This is a genomic window from Halobaculum saliterrae (assembly GCF_009831625.1).
Taxonomy (GTDB): domain Archaea; phylum Halobacteriota; class Halobacteria; order Halobacteriales; family Haloferacaceae; genus Halobaculum; species Halobaculum saliterrae.
Map to the genome: position 1 here is coordinate 255,528 of NZ_WUUS01000005.1, position 16,065 is coordinate 271,592.

Sequence of the window (16,065 nt, forward strand, 5' to 3'; positions counted from 1 at the left end):
GAGGGGTGGCTTGACAGTTGAATAACCGATTAGCTTGCACCTGCAGGGGCTTGTCTCCGATGTTGAACTGCTACCGTGGTCGTCCCGAACTATACGAAACAATATCTGCTTCCGACCATCGGCGATGGGAGGCTCGCTGGACCCTGACTGTCTCGAGCGGCGGGTGCGGTGAACAACTTGTGAGTAGCTACACGGTTACGGACACATCGGTCCGGGATTCCCTCTCCCGAGGTCGCGTTCTCCCGCGTTTCGCGCGTGCCGGATACGATGCGTTCCGTACGTCCTCGACCGCGACGTGCCGACGGCCGTGGTCGGTCGGTCCGTCGCCCCCGTCTCCGCTGTCGCCGTGCCCGTCCACGGTCACTGTGTCGCCTTCTCCGAACTCACATCCCCGTCCGCGGGCACCAACACGAGGTGGTGGCCGTCGGGGTCGTACAGCTCGACCGAGCCGTCGGGCGCCTCTTGCACCGTCACCGACGGGAGATCGCCGTACGCGTGGTCGGCGACGGCGGCGGGTTCGTGCACTCGAACCGTCAGATCGACGTGGACGCCGCCGCGGGCGTCGGCGAGCCCCAACTGCGGCTCCCACAGCTCGACGTCGAACTGTCGGTCGGCCCCGGTGGGACCGCGCATCCGAACCCGCCGCCGCTCGTCGCCGCGGTCGACCGCCGAGAAGCCCAGCGCCGACCAGCAGTCGCTCGCGAGGTCGACGTTCGCCACCTCCAGCACCACCTCGAAGACCCCGACGAGACCGGTCCCGGTCCCGTCGGGAGCCGTCCCGCCGATCTCGGGCGCGTGACCGTCGTCGTCCTCGAGGTACAGCGAGCGGAACGAGCCGAAGTCGATCTCCGGGGCGTCCGAGAAGCGGGCGCGCCAGGCGGGGTACTCGCGGGTGGGGGTCTCGAACGCGAAGTGCGTGTGGAGGCCGCCGCGCGGGACCGAGTCCGGCCGGCGGAGCACGAGCTCGGTTCCGCCGACCTCGAAGGCGCACTCGGATGCGGTTCGACGGGTCGGGACCAGTCCGAACGTGTCGGCGTACCACGTCGCCGCGCGCCCGAGGTCGGTCACCTCCAGCGCGAGCGACGCGAGCGCCGGCCGCGGCTGCGTCGTCGCGGGTCGCGTCGTCATCTCGTCCGCCCCTCCGGCGGCACCCCACTTAAGCCCGCGGCGCTCATGTCACCGTCCATGCCGATGAAAGGCTCCGGCGACGCCGACCTCGCGGTGATCGACGAGTTCGAGGGCGGCGTCGGCTGGATCGCCCACCCCGACGAGACGATGGAGCGCGCGAGCCACGCCCTGTCGGTCGACGGCGACGTATGGGTACTCGATCCGGTGGACGCCGAAGGCGTCGACGACCTCCTCTCGGACCTTGAGGGGGAGGTGGCCGGTACGGTCGTCTGTCTCGACCGACACAAACGCGACGCCGCGGCGGTCGCGACCCGCCATGACGTGCCCGTGTACGTGCCCGACTGGATGACCGGCGTCGCCACGAAGCTCGACGCGCCCGTCGAGCGGTTCGGGCGCGAGCTCGGCGGGTTGCAGGCGGTCACGGTTCGCGACTCGTCGATCCCGCCGTGGCAGGAGGTCGGCCTGTACGACGAGGACGGCGGCACGCTGTACGTCCCGGAGTCCGTCGGCGCCTCCTCGTACATGCGCACGGGTGCGGAGACGCTCGGCGTGCACCCGATGCTCCGGCTGTTCCCGCCGCGCCGCGCGCTGTCCGGGCTGGACCCCGAGCGGGTGCTGTGCGGTCACGGCGCCGGCGTCATGGCGGACGCCGGACGCGAGCTCGCGGCGGCGCTCGACAGCTCGCGCGGGAACGCGCCGGGACTGTACGCGAAGGCCATCGGGCAGCTCCTCGGGTGAGCGTTCCGCCGTGAGTCCCACAGCCGGCGGAGGCGGCGCCGCCGACGCCGTGGGCGGCCCGGACGACGACGTGCCCCACACCGACCCAGCGGCCGTCCACATCACCGCCGACCTGCTCGCCCTGCTGGTCGAGCGCGCGGCGGACGCCGACCCGGAGGCGGAGAACGTCGTGCTGGACGCGACGCCCGCGGGCGAGTTGGTCGACCCGCCCGCGGATCTGGACCCGTCGACGCCCGTGCTCACGCACTTCTACTTCCCGGCCGCCGCCGGTTCCGTCTCGGCGGTCTTCGGAATGGATCTGGGACGGCCGCCGGGGCGCGCGCGGTTCCTCTCGCACCCCCGCGGCGACCGGCGGCTCACGGAGGAGGACGACCTCGCGGCCGCGGTGCTGGTGGCGGTGCCGCCGTACGACTCCGACGACGTGACCGCGTACGACCGCCGGGGCCGGCGGCGGGAGCTGGCCGTCGTCGACGCGCATCCGCCCGAGGAGGGGATCGAGGAGTGACTACGTAAGGAAAGCGTGGACGGACCGGATCGAACGTTGCGACCGCGATCTACTCCAGGTAGCCGAGGTCGCGGAGTTGCTCCGTGATCTCCTCGAACTGGGCCTCCGACAGCGACCCCTGCTTCTGGTGTTGGATCACGATGCTTCGGAGGAGAAACCGCACGAGATCCGAGGTCGACGAGAAGCTCGTCCCCTCGAGCGTCTCATCGACGCGCTCGGCGAGGTCCTTCGGGATGGAAACGGTGGTGTAGTCAGTCATGGGTCGGAGGAGGAACGCCCGACCGATAAGCGCGACGGAGCCGACGGCGGCGACGGCGACACCGGGAGGGACGACTCGTCGCGGCGCACCGCCTCGCGTCCGCGGGCCCGTCCGCTTTAGTCCCCGGGGCGGCAACGCGGCGTAATGGCAGCCAGACCGCCGCAGGGGGACACGGAGGAGCCCGAATCCATCGAGTTCGGCATCGCGGCGCTGGACGCGCGCCTCGATCGAGCCGGCGTGCAGTTTCCGGCGACGACGGAGGAGTTGATCGCGTCGATGGGGAACACCGGCGTCCCCTACGACGCCGCGGGCAACACGCTCGACCTGGCGGAGGTGCTCCGCGAGCTCCCCGAGGAGCGGTTCGAGACCGAGCGGGACCTCCTCAATCGCCTCCATCCGATCTTCGAGGACCGCAGACGCAGCGGCGCGGGATCACTGCTCGGGCGGGTCCGCTCGATCCTGCCCTTCTGAGTCGTCCGGAACGTCGGCGTTCCCCGATCGGCTGTCCGCGGCCTCGGCGGGATCGAACTCCCGTTCGAGCGCCTCGACCCGGTCGAGCGTCTCCCCGTGGAGCGTGACGACCAGGTCGGAGAGCACGCCGAAGATGAGCAACTGTACGCCGAGGATGATTCCGACGCCCGCGACGAGCGCGAGGACGTTGTGGGAGATGCCGTTGACGAACCAGTCGTAGGCGACGTACGCGGCGATGAACGCGCCAGCGAACCCCGATACCGCCCCCGCGCTCCCGAAGTAGAACAGCGGGTTCGAGGTCTTCGCCTGCCGGTAGATCGCCATCAGGATGATCCCCCCGTCGCGCACTGGGTGGAGGTTCGTGTTCGAGCCGTCCGGACGCGGGAGGTACGTGATCGGGACGACCGACGTGCGGACGCCGTGGCGCGCGCACTCGACGGCCAACTCCGTCTCGATGCCGAAGCCGTCGGACGAGAGGCGGAGCCGCCGGAAGGAGTCGACGGTGAAGGCGCGGTACCCCGAGAGAATGTCGCCGTAGTCCTCGCGGTGAATGATCGAGAACAGTCCGTTGAAGATCCTGTTGCCGATGCGGTTCAGCCCGGTCATCGCGTCCTCGTGCATGTCCGCGAAGCGGTCGCCGATGACGTGCTCCGCGGTGCCGCTTCGGAGCGGTTCGAGCATGGCGTCCGCGTCGCTCGCCCGGTAGGTACCGTCGGCGTCCGCCATCAGGACGTAGTTCGCGGTGACGTGCTCACGGACGGCCTCGCGGATCGCTTGGCCCTTGCCCGACCCCGACTGGACCTCGACTCGCGCACCCGCGTCGCGGGCGTGCTCACGGGTGTCGTCCGTCGAGCCGCCGTCGATGACGAGGACGTCCTCGAAGCCGTGCTCGCGGAAGTCCGTGACGACGTCCGCGACGGTGGCCGCCTCGTCGTAGGTGGGGAGGAGGACGCAGACGTCGTCGGTCATGTGTGTGAGATGGAGTGGGTGGCGAGTTAGGGGTTTCGGGAGCGACCATCTTCCCGTAGCTTCGGGACGGGCGGTCACCACAACGGGCGTCCCGATTCAGGCGAGGGCCTCGAGGATGTCCCGTTACCGACGTGTCGCTGCCTCGAAGTCGTAGTCGCACATGATCTCTGCTCGACCTCGACGGCTAACCTCGACGAGATCGTCCCGGTCGAGGATCGTGGTGACATCGTCCCCAATGACCTTGGGAGACGGATCGGTCATGAGAAATCCCGTTTCCCCTCCCTGACCACGTCCGGGACGCCGGAAACGGGTGTCGCGTACACGGGGGTCCCACAGGCGAGCGATTCCAGGATGGTCGTTGGAAACCCCTCGGTCGGGTCGGACGGAAGGACGAGCAGGCGCATCTGGTTCAGTTCCGCAGGGACGTCATCGTGATCGACCCAGCCGGCAAAGCTGACCCCGTCTGTCGTCGTCGCGGCCTCCAGTTCCTTCAGCAGTGGACCGTCACCGATGACTCGGAACTCGGTCGACTCGGGGAGCTTCTCTGCCGCCGCTAGGAGCGCTCGGACATTCTTTTCCTCGTCCAGCCGACCAACGAATCCGACGACCTCCGTGACTCGAACGGTACGCTCACATCGAACGCGTCGGTATCCACGTACCGTGCGCCGTTCGGGTACAGCTTCCCATCGAAACGTGTCAATCCAAGTTCGGAGGCCATCGACGGCGTGTACGTAACGATCGCGTCAGCGGCACGGTAGCACATCCTCTCAAGTGCCGGACGAGTCCGGCCAGCGTCCGAGCCAACGGCGCCGGCATCCGCTGTTCCCAGTTCAATCGGAGTGTCAGCGGAACGTCCCCCCGTGGTTCGACGACAATCTTCTTCGCGATCACCTTCGCGAACAGGACGGGAATGAGATACGAGGTGGCTCCAAAGAACAGGATGACATCCACATCACGCTCGTGGGTTCGTGCTGACATCCGAAACTGGTTGCGCAGGAAGTGGTACACGGCGGTGAAGACGTTCGATTGACCGGCCCCGTACTCGGATACCTCGAAAACTGGGTGATCGTCCCAGATCGACGAGTTCTCCGGGAGGTCAGCGGTCACTAAGGAGACGGTTGTGTTCGCGGAGAGAACGTTCATTATAGTCCGTGTCGCGTTCTCTCCAGCCTGATTGAGCGGATGTGTCACGACACAGACGCCGGGAAGCGAGTTCACGCCGTCGACGTCTTCGAAGCCGTCGGCAGTCGAGTCGCCGGCCGAGCTATTCTCATCCCCCATTATCAGCCCCACTTGGCGATACCGTACACGTACCCACAGCCGACCGCTCCAGTTAGCAGCAACAACATTACTAGCTGTTGTACCTTTGGACTGGAGGGGTCACGGAACAAGCGAAAGAGGCGGTTCGGGACGTACTCCCTCACCAGATCGCCGAGGAACTCGCCCTCCTCGTCGCCGGAGTCGGACACGAACTGTTGCATCCCACGCTTGGAGTACCCCTGCCAGAACGCCCGGTCAAGCAGCCACAAGGGGTCAGTTCGATACTCGAACACCTTGTGACCGACGGTCGCATCCGGGTTGTACCAGACGCTCGTTCCGTACTTGTTGCGGAGACGCGCACACAGTTCCGTCTCGCCGCCCTGCAGGTTCTTATCGCCCTTTCTGCCCCCGACTTCGGTGTCGAATCCCCCGAGGTCGAGGAACGCCTCTCTGTCGAAAGAGATATTCGAGCCGAACGTGTTCCGGACCGGACCGGGCCCCTCGGCGAACCCCCGATGTGTCACACCGACGAGCCAGAAGAACTCCTCGGGGAGGAAGGAGGGCCGCCCCGCAACCCATTCGGCGGTCATTTTCCCCCCGACTGCGACGACGTCGTGCGCCTCGTAGCTCTCGACGAGTTTCTCGATCCAGTGGCCGTCCGCCACGGCGTCGTCATCAATGAAGGCGACCACGTCGCCATCCGCGAGTTCAGCGCCGGTGTTCCGGCTCTCCAACAGACCTACGTTCCGGTCGTTACAGTGGCTAAGGACCTCGTGTCTGTCTCCGTACTCATCGTTCACCATGTCGTACACGTCGTCGTTTCCGTCGACGACGACGACCAGCTGAACCTCCTCGTACGATTGGTCGAGGACACTGTCCGCCGCCTCGCGGAAGTCCTCGAACATCGACTCGGCATACGTACAGAGGACGACGGAGACTTGCACGCCGGCCATCAGAACGGTCTGTGGCTTACGTGTTATGCATTTTAACGGCGACGTGGGCGACCACTTCACAAGGCTTATCCTCGTTTTCCAAGTCCATCGATGCAATGAGTCGAAGCGACAGCGACACAACCCCGGACGGCGGAAGCTCCGCTACCACCGTTCCGGGCCTCGACTACTCCTTCGCGGGGAAGTCACCGACTGACATCCTCGGTGACTTCTATCACATCCCGGCGCTGCTGACGATCGTCGTGTTCATGCTGTGGGTCCGCCTCCAGTCCTACGGCAACTTCATCCGGGACGGGGAGGTGTATTTCAACGGCAACGACGCGTGGTACCACCTCAGACAGGTCCGGTACACCGTCGCAAACTGGCCCTCCACGATGCCGTGGGACCCGTGGACGTACTATCCCTTCGGGACCAACTCCGGCCAATTCGGTACCCTCTACGACCAACTTGTCGCGGCCGCGGCCCTCGTCGTCGGTCTCGGATCTCCCTCCGAGGTGCTCGTTGCCAAGACCCTCCTCGTCGCGCCAGCGGTCTTCGGCGCACTCGTCGCGGTCCCCACCTATCTCATCGGGAAACGCCTCGGAGGTCGCCTCGCAGGCCTCTTCGGCGCGGTCATCCTGATGCTCCTGCCTGGAACGTTCCTCCGTCGCGGACTCGTCGGCTTCGCCGACCACAACATTGTGGAACCGTTCTTCCAAGCGTTCGCTGTCGTCGCGCTCATGGTCGCGCTCTCGGTCGCCCAGCGTGACCGACCAATCTGGGAGTTCGTCCAAGCCAGCGAGTGGGACGAACTGAAGCCCACAATCATCTGGAGTTCGCTCGCGGGCGTCGCAATAGGGCTGTATCTGTGGACGTGGCCACCAGGTGTTCTCCTTCTTGGTATCTTCGCCGCGTACGTCGCGTTCCAGACTGTCTCCGACTACGCGGGCGACCGTTCTCCGGACCACGTCGCGTTCGTTGCGGTCGTCTCGATGGTCGTCGCCGCGCTGATGGCCCTCCTCAAGTTCGAGGAAGCGACGTTCTCCCCGACCGCAATGAGCCTCATCCAGCCCGCCTTCGCACTCGCGACCGCCGCGGGCGCCGTCTTCCTCGCGTTCCTCGCCCGCCAACTCGACTCCCGTGAGTTCGAGGACGACCGCCTGAACGACCACGCGTTCGCGGGGATCGTCGGTATACTCGGCGCAGTCGGCATCCTCCTCGTCATCTTCGTCGAGGCGGCGCCGTTCACGACGATCGAGAGCAACCTCCTCCGATTCGTCGGCTTCTCATCTACAGCGACGGCGCGCACCATCGGCGAGGCGCAGCCGCTCCTCCAATCCGGCCTCGTCCAGTACTACGGCGGATTTGGCGTCGTACTCGCTGAATACGGCTTCGCGTTCATCACCGCCCTCGCAGCAGCCGTCTGGATGCTCGTCAGGCCGCTGTGGAAGCGCGGCACCACGAGCGATTACTACTACCTCGCCGGCTCGGCGTTCGTCGTTCTGTTCGTGTTCGTCGGAGCGCCGATCTTCAACGACCTCTCGAGGGGCCTCGGTCTTAACCCGCAGGTGGCGGGCCTGACGCTCGTCGCACTGCTCGTGTTCGGCGCGGCCGCACGCGTCCGCTACGACGCCGAGCTCCTGTTCGTGTTCGTGTGGGCGGCGTTCATCACCGCGGCGGCGTTCACGCAGGTCCGCTTCAACTACTACCTCGCCGTCGCCGTCGCGGGGCTGAACGCCTACTTCCTCCGGGAGATCCTCGCGATCATCGGGATCGACTTCTCGGCGGACCTCTCGATGCCGGACATCGAGACGTATCAGGCAATTGCAGTTGTTCTCACGGTGCTGGTCGTCCTCGGCCCAGTGCTCGTCGTCCCGCTGACGCTCGGAAACACCGGACAGACGTCCATCGATCGAACTAACACGGCCATCGGCGTCGGCAACAGCACCGGCCCGGGCGCGGTGACCATCTGGGACGAGAGCCTGCAGAAGATGAACAGCAACACACCCGCCGAGGGGAACCTCGGCGGCGCCGGCAACGCGGACGACCTCGACTACTACGGCACCTATCAGCGGCCCGCCGAGAGCGACTACGACTACCCGGAGGGTGCCTACGGCGTGATGTCGTGGTGGGACTACGGCCACTGGATCACCACGCGCGGCGAGCGGATCCCGCACGCGAACCCGTTCCAGCAGGGCGCCTCTTCGGCGGCTGAGTACCTCCTCTCGCCCAGCGAAGAGGAAGCCGAGGAATCGCTGCGCGAGATCGACGACGACGGCGAGGCCGAGGACATGCGCTACGTCATGGTCGACTGGCAGATGGTCACGGTCGGCTCGAAGTTCGGCGCGCCCGTCGTCTTCGACGACGACACGAACGCGTCGGACTACTACGAGCCGACGCTGCGCGCCCAACAGACGCAGCAGGGCACGCGCTACGGCGTCGCCTTCCAGGACAAGAAGCAGCGCTACTACCAGAGCATGATGGTGCGGCTGTACAGGTTCCACGGCAGCCGCGCCGACCCGACCGTGAACACGCTGTTCGGCGAGCGCGTGGTCGTGTTCGACTACGACACCGTCGCCGCCGAGGACGGCACCACCTACAAGGTGCTGCCGCAGGGCGAGAACGCGACGGCGGTGCGGACGTTCGCCAACGAGAGCGCCGCACAACAGTTCGTCGAGGAGGACGGCACCGCCCAGATCGGCGGCGTCGGATCGTTCCCGCGCGAGTCCGTGCCCGCCCTGGAGCACTACCGGCTCGTGAGCACGTCCGAGACCTCGGCGTACTCCTCCAGCCAGTACCAGCGGACGGTGCTGCGGGAGTCGCAGTCGCTCGGCCTGCGCCCGTCGCTGCTGCAGAAGACGCAGCCGCAGTGGGTGAAGACGTTCGAGAAGGTGCCCGGCGCGACCGTCGAGGGTGACGGCGCCGACCCCAACGAGACGGTCACCGCGACCGTCGAGATGCGGGTTCCCGAGGGTGGCTCCGGCGGCAACGCCTCGACGTTCACCTACGAACAGCAGACGACCGCGAACGAGGACGGCGAGTTCGAGTTCACCGTCCCCTACTCGACGACCGACTACGACGAGTACGGACCCGAGAACGGCTACACCAACGTGAGCGTCCGCGCGACGGGCGCGTACACTGTCACCGGCGAGGCCGAGAGCAACGAGTCGGCGTTCATCGTCCGCAATCAGGGGACGTTCAACGTGAGCGAGGGCGCCGTCAACGGCGACACCGACGAGACGGTGACGGTGACGCTCGACGAGGAGGTCCTCCGCGCGCCCGAGGGTGCACAGAACGGCTCCGAGACCGACAACACGACCGACGGCTCCGACAACACGAGTTCGCTTCCCGCGGAGTTCGACTCGCTGGAGGGCCTCGACTCGATCGACGACGGCTCGACCGGCGGGGGCGTGGGCGACGGGACGCTGTCGGGAACGGACACGACGGACGAGGCCGCGCCGTCGATCCGCGCTCCGACCCGCCGCACCGTCGCGCCGTAGATGACGGACCCCGGAAGCGATGACGCGATCGGATCCGCGGACGCGACGGACCCGGGGACGACGGCTGACGGAACCGAGACATCCGACGGGAGCCCGACGGCCGACGCGACCCTGATCGAACGCGACGAGGGACCGCTCGGCACGTACCTCCGGGGCGTCGCGATGGGGACTGCGGACGCCGTTCCGGGCGTCTCCGGCGGAACGATCGCGTTGATCACCGGGATCTACGACCGCCTCATCGCCGCGATCACGGCGGCCTCCCCGGCGCTCGCGCGTCGAGCGCTCGACGGGCTCCTCGGTGACCGCGACCAGCTTCGCGAGGTCTGGACCGACGTCGACGGCGCCTTCCTGCTCGCGCTCGGCGCGGGGATCGCCACCGCGATCCTCACGGTGACCCGCGCGCTCCACGTCGCGCTGGAGACGGCTCCCGTGCTCACCTACGGGTTCTTCTTCGGACTCATCGGCGCGTCGGCGGTCGTACTCAGGGACGAGTTCCGCGCGGACTCTCCAGCCCGGATCGCCGCGGCTGTCGCCGGGATCGTTCTCGCGTTCGTCGCCTCCGGGCGCGCGTCCGCGGCGCTCGGCGAGACCGCGCTCGCGACGTTCCTCGCCGGGGCGGTCGCGGTGAGCGCGATGATCCTCCCCGGGATCTCCGGGTCGCTCCTGCTGGTCATCCTCGGCCAGTACGAGCGCATGACTGAGGCGCTGTCCCTCTTCGTCGACGCGCTGTTGGCGTCCGTGACCGGCGGGCCGACGGCGACGGTCGTCGAAACCGGCGTCCCGGTCGTCGCGTTCCTCGCGGGCGGCGTCGTCGGACTGTTGACCGTCGCGCACGCGGTGCGAGCGGCACTTGCGGCCCGTCGCGAGGCGACGCTCGCGTTCCTCATCGGCCTCATCGTGGGCGCGCTCCGAGCCCCGGTCACCCGCGTCGGCGAGGAGGTCGCCGCGTGGACCGCGACGGTCGCCGGAGAGTTCGCCGTCGCGGCTGCGTTCGGGGCGCTCCTCGTGGTGGGCGTCGACCGCCTCGCCGGCGGCGTCGACCTGGAGTGAACGGGCCGACCGCGACCCGCGGGCGTTTTGTCTCCCCACCGTTCAGAACCGGTATGAGCGACGACGACGTCGCCGCGGCGGACGATCTGAGCGCGATGGACGAACGGGAGGCGGTACGCGAGGTGACCGTCCGCGCGTCGGGCCACGAGCACGTCAGCGCCGAGCACGCGAGCACCTTCGAGGTGACGAGCGACGACTGGCTCACCCCCGCGGGCGACTGCATCCTCGCGGTCGAGGCGGACACGACCCCCGCCGACGTGCCGCGCTCGTTCGTCGATGCGTGCCGCTCCCGGACCGCGACGATCACCGCAGAGTTCCGCGCCGCCGACGCGACGGAGACGGTGACGGGGCACGGCCACCCCGACCTCTCCTACGAGGGCGACCGGAGCATGGTCGGTCGGACGAGCGACCACGTCGACGAGCGAACGATCATGATCGGGGCAGACAAGGCGGCCGCGGAGTTCGACCGGCGACTCGTAACCGCGCTCGAACGGGGCGCGCCGCTGACGGTGACGCTGCGCGTCGAACCGTAGCCGGCGGCCGTTGCGAACTGCGAGGATCGATCGCGTTCACGGACCGCGCGGGCGACGGTTCTTGTACGATGCCGACCCATCACGTGGCGTGCGCGACGACGAACCGGCCGAGAACATCAGCGGTGGCGACGCCGGCGGCGGCCGTCCGACGGCGTTCGAGGGGTCCGAGGATCCCGACACGCGCGCGGAGGCCGTTGTCGACGCCCTCGGCGACCTGTACTGGCGGAAGGCGTACGGCGGACAGGACGCGTTCGAGTGTCTCGTCCGGACGATACTCTCACAGAACACCAGCGACAAGGCGAGCCAGCCGGCCCACGACGCGTTGATGGCGCGATACGGACCGGAGGCCGAAGGGACGGCCACGAGGGACGGCGACCTCGCGGCGTCGCTCGCGACCGCCGCGCGGGACGAGCTCGCCGAGACCATCTCCGGGGCGGGCCTGTACAACGTGAAGTCCGAGCGGATACTCGCGCTCGCCGAGCGGGTCCTCGAGGAGTACGGCGGCGCCGACGGGTTCGACGCGTTCGTGCGCGAGGAGGACCCCGCGACCGTCCGCGAGACCCTCCTCGATATGGACGGCGTCGGCCCCAAGACGGCGGACTGTGTGCTCCTGTTCGCGGGTGGCCGGGGAGGCGTCTTCCCCGTCGACACGCACGTCCACCGGATCGCGCGTCGAATGGGACTGGCTCCGGCGGACGCCGACCACGAGGGGGTCCGCGAGGCGCTGGAGGCGGCCGTTCAGCCCGAGAAGTGCGGCTTCGGTCACACGGCGATGATCCAGTTCGGCCGCGAGCGCTGCACCGCCCGCGAGCCGGCGTGTCTGGAGGGACCGGAGGCGTGCCCGCTGTACGACCGCTGTGATCGGGTAGGTATCGACGAGCTGGCCGGCGACGCGGTCGACCCGAGCCGGACGGTCGCCGATCCCCCCGACGCCGACGGCTGAGCCGCTACTCCACCGAGCACTCCGCCTCGGGGACGCCCTCGACGGGCGCCTCCGACTGCTCGTACGTGGAGTCCCCGGGCGCCGCCGAGAGCATCGGCAGCGAGAGCGTGTAGTCGAACGCGAGCGCGAACCGCGAGAACGGGTCGGCGAGGAACGCCTCCGGGTCGCCGACGCCCGCGAAGACGACGCCCGTCCGGAGGCTGATCACCTCGAACTCGCCGGTGTGCCCGATCGCCGACATCCCGAGCGTACCCTTCCCGCCGAGGTTCGTGAACAGCGACGTGTACACCTCGAGGTCGATCGTCGGGCCCTCGGTGCCGATGTCGAGGTCGCGTCCGTCGCCGAAGCAGTCCTCGGGGGCCGCGGCGGCGGGCCCGACGGCCGGTCCGCCGACGGCCGCAAGCGACACGAGGAGGGCGAGCACGGTACGTACAAGAGCCGGGCGTCTCACGGGGGTCGCTTCGGCGGTCGAGGCCAAAAAGTCGTGCGTGCCGGCTATTCCTCGTGATACTTCGCGCCCTCCCGTTCGATCCCCTCGATGAGGTACGCGGCGCTCGCGGAGGTCGTCGCGAGCGGAACGTCGTGTACGTCACAGACCCGCAGGAGCGCGGAGATGTCCGGCTCGTGTGGCTGGGCCGTCAGCGGGTCGCGGAGGAAAACGATCCCGTGGCAGTCGCCGTCGGCGACCTCGGCGCCGATCTGCATGTCGCCGCCGAGCGGTCCCGAGGACTTCCGTTCGACGGTGAGGTCCGTCTCCTCGTTGAGGCGCTTGCCGGTCGTTCCCGTCGCGAGCAGGTCGTGCTTCGCGAGCGTGTCGGTGTACTCCCGGGCGAACTCGACGAGGGTCGGCTTCTGTTCGTCGTGGGCGATGAGCGCGAGACGCATACCCGTCTCTCGACCGGACGGGACTTGAGTCCCGGCGGTGATCCGTTCCGTCTCGCGTCGCGAGTGCATCACGGAAGGTTGGCGGACGGTATCACTCCGTGACGTACCGCGAGCGAGGGCCGTAGGTCCGAGCGAGCGGACCGTTTGGCATCATCAGAATTGCTCCGCGATTCTGATTAGTAGTCAGAACGCTCCGCGTTCTGACGACATGAACGGGTTTTGACGGAGTCTGACGAGCGAGCGGGGAGGACCCCGTTAAAGGAGATTCACTTAAATCGGAACGTCTCCAGGTTCTTCGGCGCGAACGTCCGCATGTTGTAGTCGTGATACAGGGCGGAGGAGAAGTCCTGCACGGAGCGCTCGTCGCCGTGGACGCACAGCACCTTCTCGGGACGCGGATTCATCGTCTTCACGAAGTTCTCCAGTCCCTGGCGGTCGGCGTGCCCGGAGAAGCCGTCGACCGTCTCGACGCCCATCTTCAGGGTGATCGTCGAGGTCCGACTCCGGTTCTGCGGGTCCTGAACCGGGATCTCCTCCCAGCCGTTCTGGATACGGCGCCCGAGCGTCCCCTGCGCCTGGTAGCCGACGAACGTGAGGTTCGAGTTCTCCTCGGTCCCCAGATGGCGCAGCCACGACATGATGGGACCGCCGGTCATCATCCCCGAGGTCGAGAGGACGATGCAGGGGCCGCCGTCGGCGACCTCCTGGCGTTCGTCCTCGCCCCCGTCGATGTGGTTGAACTGGTCGGCGAGGAACGGGTTCTCGTCCTCGTGGAAGATGCGGTCGCGCAGTTCGTCGCGGAGGTACTCGGGGTAGGTGGTGTGGATCGCCGTCGCCTCCCAGATCATCCCGTCGAGGTGGACCGGCATCTCCGGGATCTTGTCGGTGCGCATCGCCTCCTCCAGCACCATCATGATCTCCTGGGAGCGTCCGACCGCGAACGCCGGGATGAGGACCTTTCCGTCCTGTTCGTACGTCTCGTTGATGACCTCGATCAGCTTCGCTTCGGAGTCCTCCTGGTCCGTCTGGTAGTCGTTTCGACCGCCGTAGGTGGACTCCATCACGAGCGTCTCGACGCGGGGGAAGTCGTTGACCGCGCCGTTGAACAGCCGGGTGTCGTCGTAGTGGATGTCACCGGAGAAGGCGACGTTGTAGAGGCCGTCGCCGATGTGGAAGTGCGAGACGGCCGATCCGAGGATGTGGCCCGCGTTGTGGAACGTGAGCTTCACGTCGGGCGCGATGTCGGTCACGTCGCCGTACTCGAGCGGGATGGTGTGTTTGATCGCCTCGCGAACCTGCGCGGACTCGTAGGGGGGCGTGCGGCCCTCCTTGCTCGCCACGTCGAGGTAGTCGAGCGTGAGCAGCCCCATCAGGTCGCGCGTCGGCTCCGTGCAGTAGATCGGCCCGTCGTACCCGTACTTGAACAGCAGCGGGATGAGCGCCGAGTGGTCGAGGTGGGCGTGCGTGAGCACCACGGCGTCGAGGTTCTGTGCGCCCGCGCCGAGCGCCTCGGGGACCTGCAGGTACGGCACCTCCCCCTCCGCGCCGGGCTTGTCCCCGCAGTCGACGAGGATCCGCGTCTCGGCGGTGTTGAGGATGAACGAGGCGCGCCCGACCTCTCGGCAGCAGCCGAGTGTCGTGATTCGGACCCACTGCTCGTCGGCCATCTCCTCGCGGTGGATGGTGCGACCGACGCGTTCGAGGATGTCGCGACGCTCCTCGCGCTCCTGCTTCAGGAAGTTCCGCACGTTCGAGACGGTCGAGGACTCGATCGGCGGCGTGCGGACGACCTCGGGGGTCCACCCGACCTCCTGGGTGATCTCCCGAAGGGTCGAGCCCCGACGGCCGATGACCATGCCGGGCTTCTCCGCCTCGATGACGACCTCGCCGGTGTCCTCGTGGAAGTCGAGGTCGGCGACGCCGGCGTCGTCGGGGATGATCTCCTCGATCTTCGACTCGGCCTCCCGCGGATCGGAGAGCACGTCAGGATGCGGACGGACGGTGATGCGCTTGCGGAGTTTGGAGGCGAGCCGTCGGACGAGGTCGCCGTCCTGAGCGAACTCCTTCGGGTGGCGCGTGTACACGACCAGCTCCGGTCCCTCGTACTTCACGTCGGTGACGGAGACGTCGTCGGGGATCTCCGATTCGATCTGTGCTTTCGTGTCGGCTAACTGCTTCTCGACTTGACTCATATGTGAGAGGATCGTCGCGGGTCCCGGAGGGCGCGGCTGTCGGACGCGACGCCCTCGGGTCGACTGTGAGTTGAAGACTGCATGCGTACGGGACGCTCCGTTGTAGGTGCCCTCGTGGGCGACGGAAAACCCGCTTGACTTCCTCTATCCCCCGCGTGTTATAAAACCCTTCGCAAACCACTACCAAGCCCCGGTTCGAACGACTCGTATGCGACTCACGCCCGCATCCGTCGCGACGGAGCGCGACCGCTTGGGCCAGCGTGCGCCCACGGTCGTCCCCCTGCTCAACGACACCCGGGCCGCGCTGGGCGAACTGTTCGACACGGAGGTCGACGCCGTCACCGACGAGGAGTACCGGCGCGAGGTCGACAGCGTGTTCGCCGACGGCGACCGCGCGGTCAACGTCGCCGCCCTCGCCGGACTCCTCCGTGACCTCGACGTGGAGGGGGACTACCCGGGCTTCGTCGTCGACGAGCTGCTTGGCCGGCGGCTTGCGTCGACCATCGCCGGGGGCCAGCCGCTCGCGCTGCTGGCGGAGGCGACGTTCCACTTCGCGGACACCCGGGTACACGGCGGTCCCGACGACGCCGCCGGCGCGGACGACCTCGACGCGGCGCTCGCCGCCGGTTTTCAGACCCGCCTTCCGGGCTGGTCGTGGCGGGAGGGCGCCAGTCCGTTCGCGGTGGAGCCACGCGAGGGCTAG

General features: G+C 67.7%; 15 protein-coding genes and 1 pseudogene. 8 read left to right on the top strand and 8 right to left on the bottom strand.

From position 1 onward, the window contains the following. Positions 1 to 360: 360 nt before the first annotated feature. A complete protein-coding gene (locus GRX01_RS09875) occupies positions 361 to 1,128 on the bottom strand; it encodes a VOC family protein (protein WP_159666448.1) in 768 nt (255 codons plus the stop codon). 57 nt (positions 1,129 to 1,185) lie between these two features. On the opposite strand from GRX01_RS09875, the gene GRX01_RS09880 reads away from it, so the two are divergent. Next, a complete protein-coding gene (locus GRX01_RS09880) occupies positions 1,186 to 1,866 on the top strand; it encodes a hypothetical protein (protein ID WP_201289558.1) in 681 nt (226 codons plus the stop codon). 10 nt (positions 1,867 to 1,876) lie between these two features. After that, the gene (locus GRX01_RS09885) at positions 1,877 to 2,371 is read left to right on the top strand and encodes a hypothetical protein (protein WP_159666451.1); all 495 of its coding nucleotides are present in this window, start codon (positions 1,877 to 1,879) and stop codon (positions 2,369 to 2,371) included. 49 nt (positions 2,372 to 2,420) lie between these two features. Here the strand turns inward: GRX01_RS09885 and GRX01_RS09890 are convergent, their stop codons facing one another. After that, positions 2,421 to 2,630 (bottom strand): ribbon-helix-helix domain-containing protein, encoded by a 210-nt coding sequence (locus GRX01_RS09890; protein WP_159666453.1) that lies wholly within the window; start codon positions 2,628 to 2,630, stop codon positions 2,421 to 2,423. Between the two features lie 144 nt (positions 2,631 to 2,774). On the opposite strand from GRX01_RS09890, the gene GRX01_RS09895 reads away from it, so the two are divergent. After that, positions 2,775 to 3,101 carry a DUF5789 family protein gene (locus GRX01_RS09895; RefSeq protein ID WP_159666456.1) on the top strand — a complete coding sequence of 109 codons (327 nt, stop codon included), beginning with the start codon at positions 2,775 to 2,777 and terminating at the stop codon, positions 3,099 to 3,101. On the opposite strand, the gene aglJ is transcribed toward GRX01_RS09895, so the two are convergent. From aglJ to aglG, 3 genes and pseudogenes are all read right to left on the bottom strand, one after another. Then, positions 3,063 to 4,070 (bottom strand): S-layer glycoprotein N-glycosyltransferase AglJ, encoded by a 1,008-nt coding sequence (gene aglJ, locus GRX01_RS09900; protein ID WP_159666459.1) that lies wholly within the window; start codon positions 4,068 to 4,070, stop codon positions 3,063 to 3,065. The two genes, GRX01_RS09895 and aglJ, sit on opposite strands and share 39 nt — an antisense overlap. 123 nt (positions 4,071 to 4,193) lie before the next feature. Further along, a pseudogene (locus GRX01_RS19615) lies at positions 4,194 to 5,288 on the bottom strand (glycosyltransferase family 4 protein). A gap of 65 nt (positions 5,289 to 5,353) precedes the next feature. Next, positions 5,354 to 6,274, bottom strand: a complete 921-nt coding sequence (gene aglG, locus GRX01_RS09910; protein WP_321168011.1) for a glucosyl-dolichyl phosphate glucuronosyltransferase — start codon at positions 6,272 to 6,274, stop codon at positions 5,354 to 5,356. Between the two features lie 104 nt (positions 6,275 to 6,378). Here aglG and GRX01_RS09915 point away from each other — a divergent pair, with 104 nt between their 5' ends. The 4 genes from GRX01_RS09915 to GRX01_RS09930 all read left to right on the top strand — a co-directional run bounded on the left by GRX01_RS09915 (position 6,379) and on the right by GRX01_RS09930 (position 12,285). After that, positions 6,379 to 9,759 (top strand): oligosaccharyl transferase, archaeosortase A system-associated, encoded by a 3,381-nt coding sequence (locus GRX01_RS09915; protein WP_159666465.1) that lies wholly within the window; start codon positions 6,379 to 6,381, stop codon positions 9,757 to 9,759. A gap of 162 nt (positions 9,760 to 9,921) precedes the next feature. After that, positions 9,922 to 10,809 carry a DUF368 domain-containing protein gene (locus GRX01_RS09920; protein WP_159666595.1) on the top strand — a complete coding sequence of 296 codons (888 nt, stop codon included), beginning with the start codon at positions 9,922 to 9,924 and terminating at the stop codon, positions 10,807 to 10,809. 95 nt (positions 10,810 to 10,904) lie between these two features. After that, entirely contained in the window at positions 10,905 to 11,342 is a 438-nt protein-coding gene (locus GRX01_RS09925) for a DUF371 domain-containing protein (RefSeq protein ID WP_394351378.1), read from the top strand. An 88-nt stretch (positions 11,343 to 11,430) separates the two neighbouring features. Beyond that, on the top strand, positions 11,431 to 12,285 hold the full coding sequence (locus GRX01_RS09930; protein ID WP_321168009.1) for an endonuclease III domain-containing protein: 855 nt from the start codon (positions 11,431 to 11,433) through the stop codon (positions 12,283 to 12,285). 4 nt (positions 12,286 to 12,289) lie between these two features. Here GRX01_RS09930 and GRX01_RS09935 read toward each other — a convergent pair whose 3' ends face one another. The 3 genes from GRX01_RS09935 to GRX01_RS09945 form a co-directional block, all read right to left on the bottom strand. Then, entirely contained in the window at positions 12,290 to 12,709 is a 420-nt protein-coding gene (locus GRX01_RS09935; RefSeq protein ID WP_201289560.1) for a DUF7332 family protein, read from the bottom strand. Between the two features lie 71 nt (positions 12,710 to 12,780). Then, the gene (locus GRX01_RS09940) at positions 12,781 to 13,170 is read right to left on the bottom strand and encodes a methylglyoxal synthase (RefSeq protein WP_159666474.1); all 390 of its coding nucleotides are present in this window, start codon (positions 13,168 to 13,170) and stop codon (positions 12,781 to 12,783) included. A 266-nt stretch (positions 13,171 to 13,436) separates the two neighbouring features. Further along, positions 13,437 to 15,362, bottom strand: a complete 1,926-nt coding sequence (locus tag GRX01_RS09945; RefSeq protein ID WP_159666477.1) for a beta-CASP ribonuclease aCPSF1 — start codon at positions 15,360 to 15,362, stop codon at positions 13,437 to 13,439. Between the two features lie 208 nt (positions 15,363 to 15,570). On the opposite strand from GRX01_RS09945, the gene GRX01_RS09950 reads away from it, so the two are divergent. Next, positions 15,571 to 16,065 carry a hypothetical protein gene (locus tag GRX01_RS09950; protein ID WP_159666480.1) on the top strand — a complete coding sequence of 165 codons (495 nt, stop codon included), beginning with the start codon at positions 15,571 to 15,573 and terminating at the stop codon, positions 16,063 to 16,065.